Source organism: Pseudanabaena mucicola FACHB-723, assembly GCF_014696385.1.
GTDB lineage: Bacteria > Cyanobacteriota > Cyanobacteriia > Pseudanabaenales > Pseudanabaenaceae > Pseudanabaena.
This window is the reverse complement of sequence record NZ_JACJQB010000004.1, coordinates 31,800-46,967: the sequence shown is the minus strand read 5'-3', so window position 1 is coordinate 46,967 and position 15,168 is coordinate 31,800. Positions and strand designations below refer to the sequence as shown.

At 44.7% G+C, this 15,168-nt stretch carries 10 protein-coding genes and 1 tRNA gene; 5 read left to right on the top strand and 6 right to left on the bottom strand.

The window, feature by feature from the left end:
* The first annotated feature begins 157 nt into the window (after nt 1-157).
* Both lpdA and H6F41_RS03780 read left to right on the top strand, forming a co-directional pair.
* Nucleotides 158-1,561, top strand: a complete 1,404-nt coding sequence (gene lpdA / locus H6F41_RS03785; RefSeq protein WP_190402153.1) for a dihydrolipoyl dehydrogenase — start codon at nt 158-160, stop codon at nt 1,559-1,561.
* Between the two features lie 128 nt (nt 1,562-1,689).
* Entirely contained in the window at nt 1,690-2,922 is a 1,233-nt protein-coding gene (locus tag H6F41_RS03780; RefSeq protein ID WP_190402152.1) for an LL-diaminopimelate aminotransferase, read from the top strand.
* Between the two features lie 71 nt (nt 2,923-2,993).
* Here the strand turns inward: H6F41_RS03780 and rsmH are convergent, their stop codons facing one another.
* The 3 genes from rsmH to H6F41_RS03765 all read right to left on the bottom strand — a co-directional run bounded on the left by rsmH (nt 2,994) and on the right by H6F41_RS03765 (nt 6,822).
* Nucleotides 2,994-3,857: a 16S rRNA (cytosine(1402)-N(4))-methyltransferase RsmH gene (rsmH, locus tag H6F41_RS03775; protein WP_190402151.1), complete on the bottom strand. Its 864-nt coding sequence runs from the start codon at nt 3,855-3,857 to the stop codon at nt 2,994-2,996.
* A 172-nt stretch (nt 3,858-4,029) separates the two neighbouring features.
* Nucleotides 4,030-5,931, bottom strand: coding sequence for a molecular chaperone DnaK (dnaK, locus tag H6F41_RS03770; RefSeq protein ID WP_190402150.1), 1,902 nt, complete (start codon nt 5,929-5,931; stop codon nt 4,030-4,032).
* 183 nt (nt 5,932-6,114) lie between these two features.
* Nucleotides 6,115-6,822: a DnaJ domain-containing protein gene (locus tag H6F41_RS03765; protein ID WP_190402149.1), complete on the bottom strand. Its 708-nt coding sequence runs from the start codon at nt 6,820-6,822 to the stop codon at nt 6,115-6,117.
* Between the two features lie 207 nt (nt 6,823-7,029).
* Between H6F41_RS03765 and H6F41_RS03760 the strand changes: the two genes are divergently transcribed.
* Nucleotides 7,030-7,102: transfer RNA gene (locus H6F41_RS03760), tRNA-Thr, on the top strand.
* Between the two features lie 58 nt (nt 7,103-7,160).
* Here the strand turns inward: H6F41_RS03760 and H6F41_RS03755 are convergent.
* The gene (locus H6F41_RS03755) at nt 7,161-8,144 is read right to left on the bottom strand and encodes an apocytochrome f (RefSeq protein WP_190402148.1); all 984 of its coding nucleotides are present in this window, start codon (nt 8,142-8,144) and stop codon (nt 7,161-7,163) included.
* Between the two features lie 99 nt (nt 8,145-8,243).
* A complete protein-coding gene (petC, locus tag H6F41_RS03750; protein WP_190402147.1) occupies nt 8,244-8,783 on the bottom strand; it encodes a cytochrome b6-f complex iron-sulfur subunit in 540 nt (179 codons plus the stop codon).
* Between the two features lie 245 nt (nt 8,784-9,028).
* Here petC and H6F41_RS03745 point away from each other — a divergent pair, with 245 nt between their 5' ends.
* Nucleotides 9,029-10,777 (top strand): serine/threonine protein kinase, encoded by a 1,749-nt coding sequence (locus tag H6F41_RS03745; RefSeq protein WP_190402146.1) that lies wholly within the window; start codon nt 9,029-9,031, stop codon nt 10,775-10,777.
* A 93-nt stretch (nt 10,778-10,870) separates the two neighbouring features.
* Here H6F41_RS03745 and H6F41_RS03740 read toward each other — a convergent pair whose 3' ends face one another.
* Entirely contained in the window at nt 10,871-13,135 is a 2,265-nt protein-coding gene (locus H6F41_RS03740; RefSeq protein WP_190402145.1) for an Rne/Rng family ribonuclease, read from the bottom strand.
* A 677-nt stretch (nt 13,136-13,812) separates the two neighbouring features.
* On the opposite strand from H6F41_RS03740, the gene H6F41_RS03735 reads away from it, so the two are divergent.
* Nucleotides 13,813-15,159, top strand: a complete 1,347-nt coding sequence (locus H6F41_RS03735) for a histidine phosphatase family protein (protein WP_190402236.1) — start codon at nt 13,813-13,815, stop codon at nt 15,157-15,159.
* Nucleotides 15,160-15,168 lie beyond the last annotated feature (9 nt).

The following is a 15,168-nucleotide window of genomic DNA, read 5'->3' as shown; positions in this document are numbered from 1 at the left end:
TTTGAAAATTTAGTGTGGCTAAATACTACAATTATCGATTAATGAGTTATAGCTATCATTCACTACTGAGATTGCTAAGTAATAACCTCGATAGGTAGCTAACAGGAGGCGCAAACGATGTCAAAATAGTAGATCGATTCTACTGGAGAAAGATTAGGTGTCGGACAAATTTGATTACGATTTGATCATTATTGGCGCTGGCGTTGGTGGACATGGCGCAGCCCTCCATGCCGTCGCCTGTGGCTTAAAAACAGCGATCGTCGAAGATGGCGTAATGGGCGGAACCTGCGTTAATCGTGGTTGCATCCCCTCCAAGGCATTACTAGCAGCTTCGGGACGAGTGCGTGAAATGCGGGCGAAGTCTCACCTTAAGGCATTAGGTATTGATGTCGGTGAAGTGAATTTCGATCGCAGTGCGATCGCCAGTCATGCCGATAACTTAGTCCTAAAATTGCGTGGCGACTTGACCAATAGCCTCAAACGATTAGGCGTAGATATTTTGGAAGGACGTGGTCGTGTGGCTGGTGTGCAGAAAGTTAGCGTTGGCGATAAGACTTACACCGCCAAAGACATTATTCTCGCCACAGGTTCCGAGCCATTCGTGCCTCGCGGCATTGAAATCGATGGCAAAACTGTTTTTACTAGCGATCAGGCTGTGCGTCTAGAAACCTTGCCCCAATGGGTGGCAATTATCGGTAGTGGTTACATCGGGCTAGAATTTGCCGATGTTTACACAGCGCTTGGTTCAGAAGTAACGATGATCGAAGCGTTAGATGTATTAATGCCCGGATTCGATCCTGATATTGCCAAGATTGCCGAGCGTGTACTTCTCAAACCTCGCGATATCGAAACTAGAACTGGTGTATTCGCCACCAAGATTACCGCAGGTTCTCCCGTCAAGATTGAACTGACCGATGCCAAGACCAAGAAGGTAGTGGAAGTTCTGGAAGTGGATGCTTGCTTAGTTGCCACAGGAAGGATTCCGCTTACGAAGGATCTTGGTTTAGAAAGCGTAGGTATTGCACCAAATCAACGGGGATTCATTGATGTGGATGACACGATGGCAACTTCCGTTCAGCATCTTTGGGCGATCGGTGATGCGACGGGCAAGATGATGTTGGCTCATGCGGCTTCGGCGCAGGGTATTGTTGCTGTTGAGAATATGTGTGGTCGTGCTTCTACGGTTGACTATCAAAGTATCCCTGCGGCAGCATTTACCCATCCTGAAGTTAGCTTTGTCGGTTTGACTGAACCACAGGCTAAGGAGAAGGGTGCAGCAGAAGACTTTAAGGTGGCTACCGCCAAGTCTTACTTTAAGGGCAATTCCAAAGCGATCGCAGAGGGAGAAACTGAAGGGCTAGCCAAGATTGTATACCGCGAAGATACGGGCGAACTTTTGGGCGCACATATTATTGGTATCCATGCTTCAGATTTAATTCATGAGGCATCGGCAGCAATTCGCGATCGCAAAACAGTTCAGGAATTAGCCACGATTGTTCACGCGCACCCAACCCTCAGCGAAGTTTTAGATGAAGCTTACAAACGGGCTGCCCATATCTAGGGATTGCATCGGTTCAACATATGAAAGCGCCGCTTCGCGGCGCTTTCAAAAATTTCTGTGGGTTTTAATTCAGGGTAAAGGGCATAATATAAGGCTATACAAAATCAAAAAAGATTAACTCATCCATCATGGCTACCGTTAACGACAACTATCTCAAACTCAAGGCAGGCTACCTGTTTCCCGAAATTGCAAGACGGGTAAACGCCTTTATTGAGGCAAACCCTGACGCAAAAGTGATCCGTCTTGGCATTGGTGATGTCACCGAACCCTTGCCCCAAGCCTGTCGTGATGCCATGATCAAAGCGGTCGAAGATATGGGCGATCGCAGTTCTTTTAAGGGATATGGCCCTGAACAAGGCTACGCATGGTTGCGTGAAAAAATTGCCGCCCATGATTTCCAAGCCAGAGGCTGTGATATTGACGCTTCCGAGATCTTTATTTCCGACGGCTCTAAGTGCGATTGCGGCAACATTCTTGATATTTTTGGCGATGACAATATTATTGCTGTTACTGATCCTGTTTATCCTGTGTATGTGGATACTAACGTGATGGTAGGTCACACAGGTGATATCAACGAGAAAGGTGAATATGAAGGCTTAGTTTATTTGCCTGTGACTGCCGAAAACAATTTCACCGCCGAAATTCCCAGCCAAAAAGTCGATCTAATTTATCTCTGCTTCCCCAACAACCCCACAGGTGCGACTGCTACCAAGGAACATCTGCAAGCATGGGTAGATTATGCCCGCGCTAACGGTTCAATTATTTTCTTTGATGCCGCCTACGAAGCATTTATCACCGATCCTAGTCTTCCTCACTCCATTTATGAAATTGAAGGGGCTAAGGAATGTGCGATCGAGTTCCGTTCTTTCTCCAAGAATGCAGGATTTACAGGTACTCGCTGCGCGTTAACAGTAGTTCCAAAAAACTTGATTGGTAAGGCTAAAGACGGTTCTAACGTGGAATTATGGAAGCTCTGGAATCGTCGTCAATCCACTAAGTTTAATGGTGTTTCCTACATCGTCCAACGTGGTGCAGAGGCAGTCTATTCTGAAGAAGGTCAAGCGCAAACTAGAGCCTTGATTGACTTCTATATGGAAAATGCCAAGATTATCCGTGAGCAACTAACCGTCGCAGGTTTGGCTGTTTATGGCGGCGAAAATGCTCCCTATGTATGGGTGAAGACTCCCGCAGGGCTGACCAGTTGGGATTTCTTTGATAAGCTCTTGCAAGCTTGTAACGTGGTGGGAACCCCCGGTTCTGGTTTCGGTGCAGCAGGTGAAGGTTACTTCCGTATTTCGGCTTTCAACAGCCGCGATAATGTGAATGAAGCCATGCGCCGCATTGTTGAAAAGTTTAAGTAAGTTTTTACTAGCAATATAAGTTTTGCACTTTACAAAAAAGGTAGCGCAATGCGCTACCTCTTTTGTCTTTTCTATTTTTTCTGGGCAATGCGTAACTTTGCCGATCGCGATCGCGGATTGGCTTTAATTTCTTCATCAGTTGCCATAATTACTTTTTTGGTGATTACCTGTAGACGTTCATCCTCGCGAAAAGTATGTTTAACAATGCGATCTTCGAGACTATGAAACGTAATCACAGCAATTTTGCCACCAGTTTTAAGCCAGTTGGGGGCAACTGCTAGCCATTTTTCAAGGCTTTCTAACTCACGATTAACAGCAATGCGAAGGGCTTGAAAGGTGCGAGTAGCAGGATGAATTCTGCCATGACGATAGCTAGAGGGAACACAGGCTGCGATCGCATTTGCTAGTTCTAAAGTGGTTTTAAAAGGACGCTTCTCGACAATGTGACGGGCAATGCGGCGCGACAACCTTTCTTCGCCTAGTTTAAAAAAGATATCAGCTAGTTCTTTTTCTGGATAATGATTGATAATTTCGGCGGCCGTGAGGGTTTGGCGATTATCCATCCGCATATCGAGTTCGCCAGACTCACGGAAGCTAAAGCCGCGCTCAGCTACATCAAACTGGGTGGAGCTTACGCCCAAGTCTGCCAAGATACCATCAAAAAGTAAGTTGGGGTTTGGCTTATATTCACAGAAGTTGCCACGCCAAAATGTGACTTGATTGCCATAGCCTTTGAGATGTTCACTGGCGGCATTGATCGCCATTTCGTCGCGATCAATACCCACCAAAGTGACATTGGCGGCTGCTTGTAAAATTAAGCCGCTATGTCCACCTCCACCAACGGTGCAATCGAGATATGTCCCGTCTGCAATAATCTCTAAACCTGCGATCGCAGATTCAGCAAGGACAGGAACATGATGAAACGGAGCAGTCATACTTGTTGATTTTTGGCTAAATCTGAGCTTGCGGAGAGTTGTGTAGATACTATACTTTCAAAGCTGTAGCCAATACTGTAGTCAATAACTTTTACATGGCTCATTTCACAGAAAATTCTTTCAATAAAAAATAGGAGGAGCGCGAAGCGCTCCTCCTATTTTTTTAGCTTAACTATTTCGATTCAGTGAAATCAGCATCGATGACATCATCATCGCCACTTGCCGCATCACGAGTGCCATCTTCAGGAGCAGCTCCTGTAGATGCTTCAGCGCCACCTTGTTGATAGACAGAAGAGCTAAGAGCATAGAGTGCTTGCTTCAATTCTTCAGTTTGAGCAGCGATTGCTTCGTGGTCATCCTTAGCGATCGATTCACGAAGAGTCTTAACCAATCCTTCGATCTTGGTCTTGTCAGCTTCAGGAACCTTGTCGCCAAGATCCTTAATTTGCTTCTCTGCTTGATAGGCAAGAGAGTCAGCTTGGTTCTTAGCTTCAATGCGATCGCGTTTTTCTTTGTCTGCCGCAGAGTTACGTTCTGCTTCATTAACCATGCGCTCAACTTCATCCTTAGGCAAGGTCGAAGCACCAGAGATCGAGATGGTTTGAACTTTACCAGTTCCCTTATCCTTCGCGGTTACGGATAGCAAACCGTTAGCATCAATGTCAAAGATAACTTCGATTTGAGGTACGCCACGGGGAGCAGGAGGAATACCATCAAGACGGAAGGTCCCAAGACTCTTGTTGTCATTGGACATTTCACGCTCACCTTGGAGGACGTGAATTTCCACATTGCTTTGTCCATCAACCGCAGTCGAGAAGACTTCGGACTTCTTGGTAGGAACGGTGGTGTTTCTAGGAATAATTTTGGTCATTACGCCGCCCAAGGTTTCAACACCAAGAGACAGAGGAGTAACGTCGAGCAAAAGAATGTCTTTAACTTCACCAGCAAGTACACCAGCTTGAACGGCTGCGCCAATCGCCACAACTTCATCAGGGTTGACGCTTTGGTTAGGATCTTTGCCAAGAATCTTCTTAACAACTTCTTGAACCGCAGGAATACGAGTTGAACCACCAACAAGAACAACTTCATCAATCTTAGACTTGTCGATCTTGGCATCACGGATCGCTTGCTCAACAGGAATGCGACAGCGATCGATCAAGTCGGAGCAAAGTTCTTCAAATTTAGCACGGGTCAAGGTGGTGTCTAAGTGCTTAGGTCCATCTTGAGTTGCAGTGATGAAGGGCAGGTTAATTTCAGTTTGAGTGACGCTCGAAAGCTCAATCTTTGCCTTCTCAGCCGCTTCGGTCAAGCGTTGCAATGCTTGCTTGTCCTTGCGGAGGTCAATACCTTCAGCAGATTGGAATTGGCTCGCAAGAAAGTCAACGATCTTCTTGTCAAAGTCATCACCACCTAAGTGAGTGTCGCCACTAGTGGACATTACCTCAAACACACCGTCGCCAACTTCGAGGATCGATACGTCGAATGTACCGCCACCAAGGTCAAATACAAGGATGGTTTCGTTGGTCTTGCTATCTAGACCATATGCTAGGGCAGCCGCAGTAGGCTCGTTGATGATCCGCAGAACTTCAACACCAGCAATTTTGCCAGCATCCTTAGTCGCTTGACGCTGAGAGTCATTGAAATATGCAGGAACGGTGATAACTGCTTGAGTCACAGTCTCGCCAAGATACTTACTAGCGTCATCAACTAACTTACGCAATACTTGGGCAGAAATTTCTTCAGGTGCAAATTGCTTAGATACCGCAGGAGCGTCGATTTTGACGTTTTCGCCAACCTTCATTACTTTGTAAGCTACTTGCTTCGACTCGCCGCTAACTTCGTCATAACGTCTGCCGATAAAGCGCTTTACTGAATAAAAGGTGTTATCAGTATTCATCACCGCTTGGCGCTTAGCAATTTGTCCAACCAAGCGATCGCCATTCTTAGCGTATGCAACAACTGATGGTGTGGTACGGAAGCCCTCGGCGTTTGCAATCACCGTTGGCTTGCCCCCTTCCATGACGGCGACGACTGAGTTTGTCGTACCTAAGTCGATTCCAACTACTTTAGCCATAAGGCTTCCAACTCCTAAGTTTTGTTAATCTTTAATCTCATACAAGATTAGCTACTTTTCTCGATTAGCACATCAGGGGGACTCTACCTAATCTGGTAGGGTTTCCCGTACCGCGACCAAAAGGATTAGACAAGTTAAGAGGCGAGAGGGTCGAGTAGCGACGCGGAGCATCACCACTCAAGTTTAGGCTGTTTGTAAATTTTGCATGGCGCTTTGAGCGTAATAACGCATTTCTTCGGCTCTACGCCACAGTTCTTGACCAGTGTGGAGGTGATGATCATCAAAATTGAGGGTGAAATAATTTAGTTCCTCGATGCCATCACTGATGGCGTTAAGACAGTGATAAAGATAGCTAGCAATCCCTGCGGCTGAGGCAGGATTGGGCATTGCTCTAAAAAAGATCTGGGCTTTGGCATAGGAACCACGACATTCATCGATATAGTCTTCAAAATCTTCCATTAGACCATCATCATAGGGATCGTCAGCAAGAGCATCAATTTGGTCGTCGAGACTATCGAGAATACCTTCGATAAGATCAATAATCGGTTCATAAACCTGTTTAGACCATCGATCAATTTTTTGATCTTCATTGAGATGAATTTCACGCTTAGTTGGTGCTCGCTTCACTCCCTGCGATGCGCCATTAGGTTTGTGCTTAATACCAAGACTGCGATCGTAATGGGCGCGAGATTGAGGATTACTTAAGACTTCATAAGCAAGGTTAATAGACGCAATTTGATCATGGTTATCAAGGTGATGGTTGCAATCAGGATGATATTCCTTAACTAGCCCACGATAGGCACTTTTAACCTCGGCAGGAGCAGCGTTGTAGCTAATTCTGAGGGTTTGATAATGGTTTACTTGTTGAATGCGATCGCTTGTCCTAGCCATGTCCTTGTCTAATTGAATCTAATCTAATTGCTTCTTTTGCAGGCAATCGCAAATTTTGCGCTAGTAAGCATTCTGTAGGGATATTTAGTCAACGTCAACCATTTGTTATGGCAATGCTAAAGACTATAAAACTTATGCCGATAATGTTTGCAGATAAATGTTGCTTTTGCGATCGCAATTCTGTTACTATTCTTTAGCGTTAAATTCGCTGGTGTAGCTCAGTTGGTAGAGCAACTGATTTGTAATCAGTAGGTCACGAGTTCGAGTCTCGTCCCCAGCTTAAAAATCGAGCATAAAAAAAGCACCCATAGGGTGCTTTTTTTATGCTCGATTTTTGCTTAGAAATTCATTTCTGCGGCTTGAACCTTCTCGACTTGCTTCTTCTTCAATACCAACAAGATTTGGGTAACGATGACAGATGCAAAGAAAGCTAGCAACCACTGAATACGACGAGGATCTTGCAACACGATTTCGCCATCATGCTGACCAAAACCACCAACATTAGGATTAGTTGTTAGAGCTGAACCAACCTTAACTTCACTGCCAGGTTCAACCACCAAGGTTGCACCAGCAGGAATAGTTTCAGTAGCAATACTGCCATCAGTAGTCTGGATAGAAATTTGATAACCACCGTAGATGCCTTCTTCTTCGTTAGGCTCCACAGGGCTGATTTGGGTAACTAGACCTGAAACAGAAGAGTTGTATTCGTTGTTATTGCTCTTTTCTCCAGTGGGATAAACCTGTCCACGACCACGGTTGCCGCCAGCATGGACAGCATATTTCAAGAAGTGAATATTCTTATCCTTAGCAGGGTCTGGAGAAAGTACGGGGAAAACAATTTCCGAATACTCATCACCAGATACAGGCCCAACTAAAACGATGTTTTCTTGATCATCGCTGTATGGTTGATAGTAGATATCCTTGGTTTTTTCCTTGAGTTCTTCAGACAAACGATCTTCAGGCGCAATCTTAAATCCTTCTGGCAATACCAATACTGCACCTACATTAAGTCCACCCTTGCTGCCATCAGCAGTTACTTGTTGCAGGGTGTGGTCATAGGGAAGCTTAACAACGGCTTCGAACACAGAGTCAGGGGTAACAGCTTGAGGTAATTCTAATTCAATACCTTTTTGAGCTAGGTGACAGTTAGCGCAAACAATTTTACCAGTGGCTTCGCGGGGACTTTTATAAGCTTCTTGAGCAAAGTATGGATAGGCTTGAGCAGACTGAACATTAAGACCAAATAATAGAGTTAAGCTCGTGAGAACACATAGGCTGACTCCCACAAGTAAACGGTTAGCACGGAATAAAGCTTTTTTCATGAATGAGTTCAAATGTGATTTAGAGACTGACAGGCATCATATTTTTGAATGGTATTAAGTGAAGTGCCAAACACTTCACCTACATTAAAGTCACCAAGACTAAGACCACCAAGGTGCTTCATTGGTGCGGAAGTCAGTTTCTGTCCATGTGCTGAATTGCACGATGTCATCTTCGACTGTGGCGTGAGCAAGTGCGAGGGACAATGGCGCAGGCCCGCGCACAACTTTTCCTTCGTTGTTGTACTGAGAGCCATGGCAAGGACAGATAAACTTATTCTCAGCAGCATTCCAAGGTACAACACAACCAAGGTGAGTACAAACTGCATTCAAACCATAGGATGCAATCTCTTTGTTCTCGGTAACAACAATGTAGGTAGGGTCGCCTTTGAGTCCTTGAGCAAGTTCACGTTCACCTGCTTGATGACTAGCCAAGAAAGCTGAAGCACGAATGTCTTTGCCAAGTGCATCTTTAGCAGCAACACCGCCACCTGCACCACCACGAGAGGGAGGAACAAAATAAGCGGCAAAGGGTAATGCTGCCCCAAGGGTGGTTACAGCAGCAGACCCCCCTAAAATTAAGTTCATAAATTGACGACGACCCATGCTAGGGACATCGGCGGATGCAGAAGCTTGACTCATAAATTTGACTAAGGATTTTGCTGAAAAATATTACGTTTTATATATCGCTGTTTACCATGATATCGACAATCTTTGGACTTCTCGCTAGTTGTTTTGCAACGAAATGTTAAGCAGTGTAGATTCAACGGATATTGTTAAGCTTAACGTGAGCTTTATTGATACCGTTTGGATCGAAATTAGTGGATAACTAGTTTAGCCTTTAATCTCGATTAGTTTTCATTCTTCTGAGACGTAATGATGCCTGTATGAACGAAAAATCCACTTCACAGTTCTCCAAATATCGGATCTTAGGACTAGTTGGCAGAGGTCAGTTTGGCAAAGTGTTGTGTGCGCGGATGCGGGACACAGGCAAGTTGGTAGCGCTCAAAGAGCTGGAACACAAGCGATTTCCTACTAGTAAGCTTTTGCGTGAGTTACGCTTTTTACTCACCTTACAGCATCCAAATATCGTTTCCTGTACTGCGCTCATGCATCACCAAAACTATCGATATTTGGTCATGGATTATTGCGAAGGTGGGACATTGCGAGATCTGATGCACCATAGCAAGACTCTATCGGTACGGCAATGTTTCGATTTGGTGAATGATGTTTTGTTGGGGCTAGAACATGCCCATGCGGCGAATATTATTCATTGTGATATTAAACCTGAAAATATTCTTCTCAAAATTACAGCTAAAGGGTGGCAGGCTAAAATTTCCGATTTTGGGATTGCGCGGCTTAGTCAAGAGATTGGATCTGATGGTAGCAATACAGGATCTCCCGGATATATGGCTCCTGAGCGATTTTATGGACAATTTTCGACTGGATCGGATATTTATGCCGTGGGCATTATGTTGTATGAGCTTTTAGTCGGCAATCGTCCCTTTTCGGGGATGCCGACGGAGTTAATGAATGCCCACATCAATCAGAGGGTGATGATTCCTGATGGTATGCCTCAATCATTAGTAGCAGTCATTATGCGATCGCTAGAAAAATTACCGAAGCGTAGGTATAGCTCTGTCCATGAAATGCGACAAGATTTGGCGGCAATCAGTGAGGAGGATTTCCGCAAGATCAAAATTGGGATCAATGCTGAAAGTGTTGCCAATGTTCCCTTTGCCCAAAAAGCAGCATATTTTGATCAGCAGGAAACGTCTGAGAAAATCATTGGATTAGTTGGCGCGGAAAAATCTCGTTTTTATAGTGCTTCCAGTCTTTTATTACATTGGCACAGCCTAACATTGGCTCAATCCGAGCAAATTGCCAAATCAGATCATGAAATTGAGGCAATTACTTTTGCTCACAAGACTTTATTTGCGGTTACCAAACGCTCAATTTATCAGTTTGGGCAGGGTAAACCCAAATCTTTGTATCAGTGCCATTCGGGGCAACAGGGATTTAAATGGGCGATCTCGCCCCATGGTGATTGGTTTGCGATCGCAATAGGTAAACAGCTAGAAATACGTAACATTGTCTATGGTCGCGCCATGCGATTAGAGTTTGCAACGAGGGATTTAAGTTGCATTATTGCCTTTGATCAACATCATTTATTAGCGATCGCCAATAAGCCAGAAAGCAAAGAAAGTAGAGCGATCGTCATTTCACGGCGCTGTAACATCATGTATCGACTCTCGCTACCGATACCAATTAGCTGCGGCATTGCGACATTTACGAGCAATCGTGTTCTGTTACTAGAGGAAGGCGATCACAAAAATATATTTCTACTTGATCTCAACCCCTATCGCCTGATGCGAATCCCCTTAGAATACGATGTTTTGCTGATGGTATCTACGCCTTGGGGATACGCACTTACGGGTAAATACAATGAGTATCAAACAATTTTGATGTTCCTCGATTTACGGGGCAACAATATCAATAATCAGATTATTGATGGTGAAGTAACTGCGATCGCGCCAATTGACGTTAATTTGTTAGCAATTGCCACAGTAGAAATTACAGGCTACAAACTGTACTCGATCAATCTCAAAAAATTAGACATGGAGCTAGTCTTTTAAAAAACAAAAATTGAGTTGCACCGCAACTCAATTTTTGTTTTTTGGTAATGGTTATAAAAGAATGGGGGACAGCGAATACTGTCCCCCATTCTTTTATAACTGTGATGCCGAAGAACGCTTACGACGAGAAGCCTCAGGAGATTGAATAGGAACAAATTCCTTAGCTATGTCCGCGCTATCCTCTTTAGGCAATCCACCTTCACTTTCATTAACATCCGTCGCCTCAAATGACTGAGTACGATTAACCCTCAAAATCACACCGCTAGCAGTCCCATTGGTCTTAACAGGCGCGATAACAGGATCATTACTATCGTCAACTTCAGGGGTAACCACAGTTGGTTCTGATAACGCCTCTGGTAATGCCACATTAGTCACCTCAGCTACTTCTTCTGGCTCATCGGCAACTGGTTCCTCCACAATTGTTCTTCTAGCAGAATCAGCAGATCGCAAATTACCAAGATTATTGGCAGGCTTGGGAGCTTGTCCCGGAAGGGCGACCGTAACAATGACATTACGAGGATCTTTAATCTCGCGATCAACTAATACTAGCGGGGAAACCCCAATCAGAGAGTACACATCCTGCTCTTCTTCGGTCATTTCCACCACAATTAATTCTGGTGGTTCTACAACTTTGGTGCGAATTTCCCGTTTATTTGGGCGTTCAGGGGTATTTTCTGTCGCCACCACAGGAGCAACCTCAGCAACAACCTCATTCAATTCTGGGCTAGGTTCAGCCTTAGAAGGTGTAGCTGCAATACTTGGCAAAGATAGTTTTGAAGGCACAACTCTGGGTACAAAAGCATCCCGTTCAATACGAGGCTCAAATCTTGCCTCTACGAAAGGCTCAACCTTTGGCTCAATTCGCGATCGCATATCAACGGGTGGCGTTTTGTCCACCTCGCGCATACGCGATTCACGACCATCCTTACTATTGAGGACTGCACGCTTGCCACGTCTACGCAAATTACTACGTTCTTGGTAGCTAGGATGATTGACCAGATTTGGTTCTAAACCACCCGCCAAGTCTGAATCACCATCTTCATAGTCAGAAGTAAAATCAAGTTGATTCGATTGCTTCGCCTCCCAAGTCCGAGAAGTAGCATCAACGGGTTGCCCCACGGCTTCACCGGGGAGGTGCATCAAATGACCAAGACCACCACAGGAAGCACAAGGGCGACCAAACAACTCATAAATGCTTTGACCTTGGCGCTTACGGGTCAGCTCGACTAATCCCAATTCGGTGAGCTGAGCAATTTGAGGTCGCGACTTATCCGATCGCAAAGCCTTATTGAAATGTTCTAGTAAATGCAATTGATCGAGTCGGGTATCCATATCAATGAAGTCCACCACGATCACACCAGCGATATTCCGCAAGCGCATTTGTCTGGCAATTTCTACCGCCGCCTCACAGTTAGTCCATAGCACAGTCTCACGGGAAGTTTGCGATCGCGTAAATGAGCCAGAGTTAACATCAATTACAGTCAAAGCTTCCGTTGGCTCAATGATAATGTAGCCACCACTGGGCAAGTCTACCCTTGGCTTTAAAGCCTCACGGATACCCGCATTCACCCGAAAATATTCTAAAATCGAAGTGCGCTCACGGTGATGATCGAGCATCAAACCACTAGGAATTTTGCCATCCCCCCAGCCCAATAAATGCTGCTTAATCCGTCGTAACCCATCACTAGTATCAGTAACAATACGATTAACTTCAGTGCTGTACAGATCGCGCAATACTCTCTGCACAAAATCTCGCTCGCGATCAAGCAAAGTTGGCTGGCGAGTGGTCGCCACATCCTGCTGAATGCCTTCCCACTGACGTTGCAAATTATCGAGATCCTCAATAATCTGCTCCTCAGACATCCCATCGGCCTCAGTCCGCACCAAAATACCCATGCCCGCAGGCTTAATCAAAATCGCAAGGGCGCGAAGACGATTGCGCTCTGCCTCACTACGAATTCTGCGCGATAGGTTTACGCCTCGCCCAAAGGGTAGCAATACCACATAGCGCCCAGGGAGAGAGATATTCCCCGTCAAGCGTGGCCCTTTATTACCCGTTGGCTCCTTCATCACCTGTACCAACACCCGTTGCTGCGGTGAAACGAGATCACTGATGTTGCCAGAGGAGCGCCGCATCTTCAAGGGGCCAAGGTCAGTGATGTGAATAAATCCATTGCGATCGCCATCGCCAATATTTACAAACGCAGCATCAATACTGGTTAAAACATTTTCGACAACGCCCAAGTAAACGTCACCAACTTGGTGGGTTCCCGCAGCAACAACAATTTCTTCAATTTGATCTTCGCTAAAAACAGCAGCAATTCGATACTGCTCGGCAATAATTATTTGCTTTGGCATTCAATTTCCTCGGAATTTCTTCGATTCAAGAGAGCCAGCCTAAGAAAATATCCGAAAAACATTTTTTCTAAACTTCATATAAAAAATATTAAAAAAAATATCTTCTAAACCCTTTATCAACCCATCTATCAGCAGACATAAAAAGTCTTAGTAGGGGCTTCAAATAGAACATACAAATAACGAAAACAAGAAAAAATTTCGATCACAACATGCTCCTATCGCCAACTGTTTACTTAGCTATGTACCGAGCTAATAACTTAGTTGCTGTGTCTGCTCTGACATCACGACAACCAGACATATTGCTTTGTGTGGAAAATTGGTGGTATTTCGTTACAAAAATATGATTTATTTCTTAGACTGGCGTTTATGAGACTATCTAAAAGGTGCTTACACCATTTATCTGGAACATTCAACTTCCAAATAAAACAGCGTACTTGATGATTCAAGTTTATAGTTATGGTTAGTAAGCTTGATTGCTTGACTAGCAGTTAGATGCGTTTAGCTAACAGCTATATCAATCCTATCCTATTATTGTAGCGCAGCTTCGGTAATTCTGGCGATCAAAACCCTTTGAGCGCTACAATTTCTTAACAGTGTTTTAAGATTAGCCATTAATTGAGATTAATCTTAAAGCAGTATCAATATAAATCAATCTAGAGCAAATTGAGGGTAAGGTTCTGAGTACGAGAGTAGTTATCGTCCGTCACGGCGAAAGTAATTTTAATATCCTGCATAAAATTCAAGGACGGGGTAATTACGATCGCCCAGAATTACAGTCTGTCTTGACCGATAAAGGTAAGCAGCAAGCAAGGTTAGCAGGCAAAGCCCTAGCAAATTTAACCATTGATGTCGCCTATGCTAGTCCTCTAGTTCGCGCTCAGCATACCGCCAATCTTATTTTGGCAGAAAATCTTCAACCACCTACTTTAAATACTACCGAAAGTTTATTAGAAATTGATCTCACTGAATGGGAGTCAATGCTTTCCCGTGATGTCAAGGAGCAATTCCCTGAAAAATATCATCTCTGGCAAAATCAACCTGAACAGTTTCAACTAGGCGATCGCTATCCCGTCCTTGACTTATTTGAGCAGGCTAAAGCTTTTTGGGCAGAAATTTTGACCAAACACCAAGGCAAAACAATCCTGCTAGTTGGTCATAGCGGCATTAATCGCGCTTTAATTTGCTCTGCAATCGGTATTCCCGTTAGCCTGTACCACAATATTCAGCAAGTCAACTGTGCCATCAGTGTGCTGAATTTCCAAGGCGCAAATATCACTGATGGCGTGCAGCTTGAATCACTCAACCTTGCGAGCCATCTTGAAGATATTTCAGGCTCACCATTGCCCCCTACGAAGCAAAATCACCATGGGCCACGTTTATTGCTAGTCCGTCATGGTGAAACCGAGTGGAATCGTCAAAAACGTTTTCAAGGTCAAATCGATGTACCCCTCAATAACAATGGTCATGCCCAAGCCCGACGTGCTAGCGAATTTCTTGCTCAGGTCAAAATTGACAAGGCTTTTAGTAGCCCTATGCTTCGCCCTAAAGACACAGCTTTAGAAATTTTAAGCAAACATCCACATATTCAGATTGAGTTATTTGATGAACTCAAGGAAATTTCCCATGGTCTGTGGGAGGGTAAATTTGAGCATGAAATCGAGGCTGAGTTTGCAGGACAACTAGCCCTATGGCAATCACACCCCCAAACCGTGCAGATGCCTGAAGGTGAAAACCTCCAAGAAGTATGGGATCGAGTGGCGATCGTTTGGCAAAAAATTGTTGAATCTGTCCCTGCGGGTGAAACTGCGCTTGTTGTTGCCCATGATGCAGTCAACAAGGCAATTCTTTGTCTATTATTTGGCTTTACACCCGAACAGTTTTGGATCTTCAAGCAAGGTAATGGCGGTGTAAGCGTCATCGATTATCCCGAAGGAGCGAAGGGAAAACCTATTTTGCAATCTTGCAATATCACCACCCACCTATCGGAAGGCATTCTCGATCGCACTGCCGCAGGTGCGCTCTAAACAATCAAC

Excerpts from the sequence above, each read along its gene's own strand:
- H6F41_RS03780 (WP_190402152.1), top strand. The coding sequence starts at position 1,690 with ATGGCTACCGTTAACGACAACTATCTCAAACTCAAGGCAGGCTACCTG.
- rsmH (WP_190402151.1), bottom strand. The coding sequence starts at position 3,857 with ATGACTGCTCCGTTTCATCATGTTCCTGTCCTTGCTGAATCTGCGATC.
- dnaK (WP_190402150.1), bottom strand. The coding sequence starts at position 5,931 with ATGGCTAAAGTAGTTGGAATCGACTTAGGTACGACAAACTCAGTCGTC.
- H6F41_RS03765 (WP_190402149.1), bottom strand. The coding sequence starts at position 6,822 with ATGGCTAGGACAAGCGATCGCATTCAACAAGTAAACCATTATCAAACC.
- H6F41_RS03755 (WP_190402148.1), bottom strand. The coding sequence starts at position 8,144 with ATGAAAAAAGCTTTATTCCGTGCTAACCGTTTACTTGTGGGAGTCAGC.
- petC (WP_190402147.1), bottom strand. The coding sequence starts at position 8,783 with ATGAGTCAAGCTTCTGCATCCGCCGATGTCCCTAGCATGGGTCGTCGT.
- H6F41_RS03745 (WP_190402146.1), top strand. The coding sequence starts at position 9,029 with ATGAACGAAAAATCCACTTCACAGTTCTCCAAATATCGGATCTTAGGA.
- H6F41_RS03740 (WP_190402145.1), bottom strand. The coding sequence starts at position 13,135 with ATGCCAAAGCAAATAATTATTGCCGAGCAGTATCGAATTGCTGCTGTT.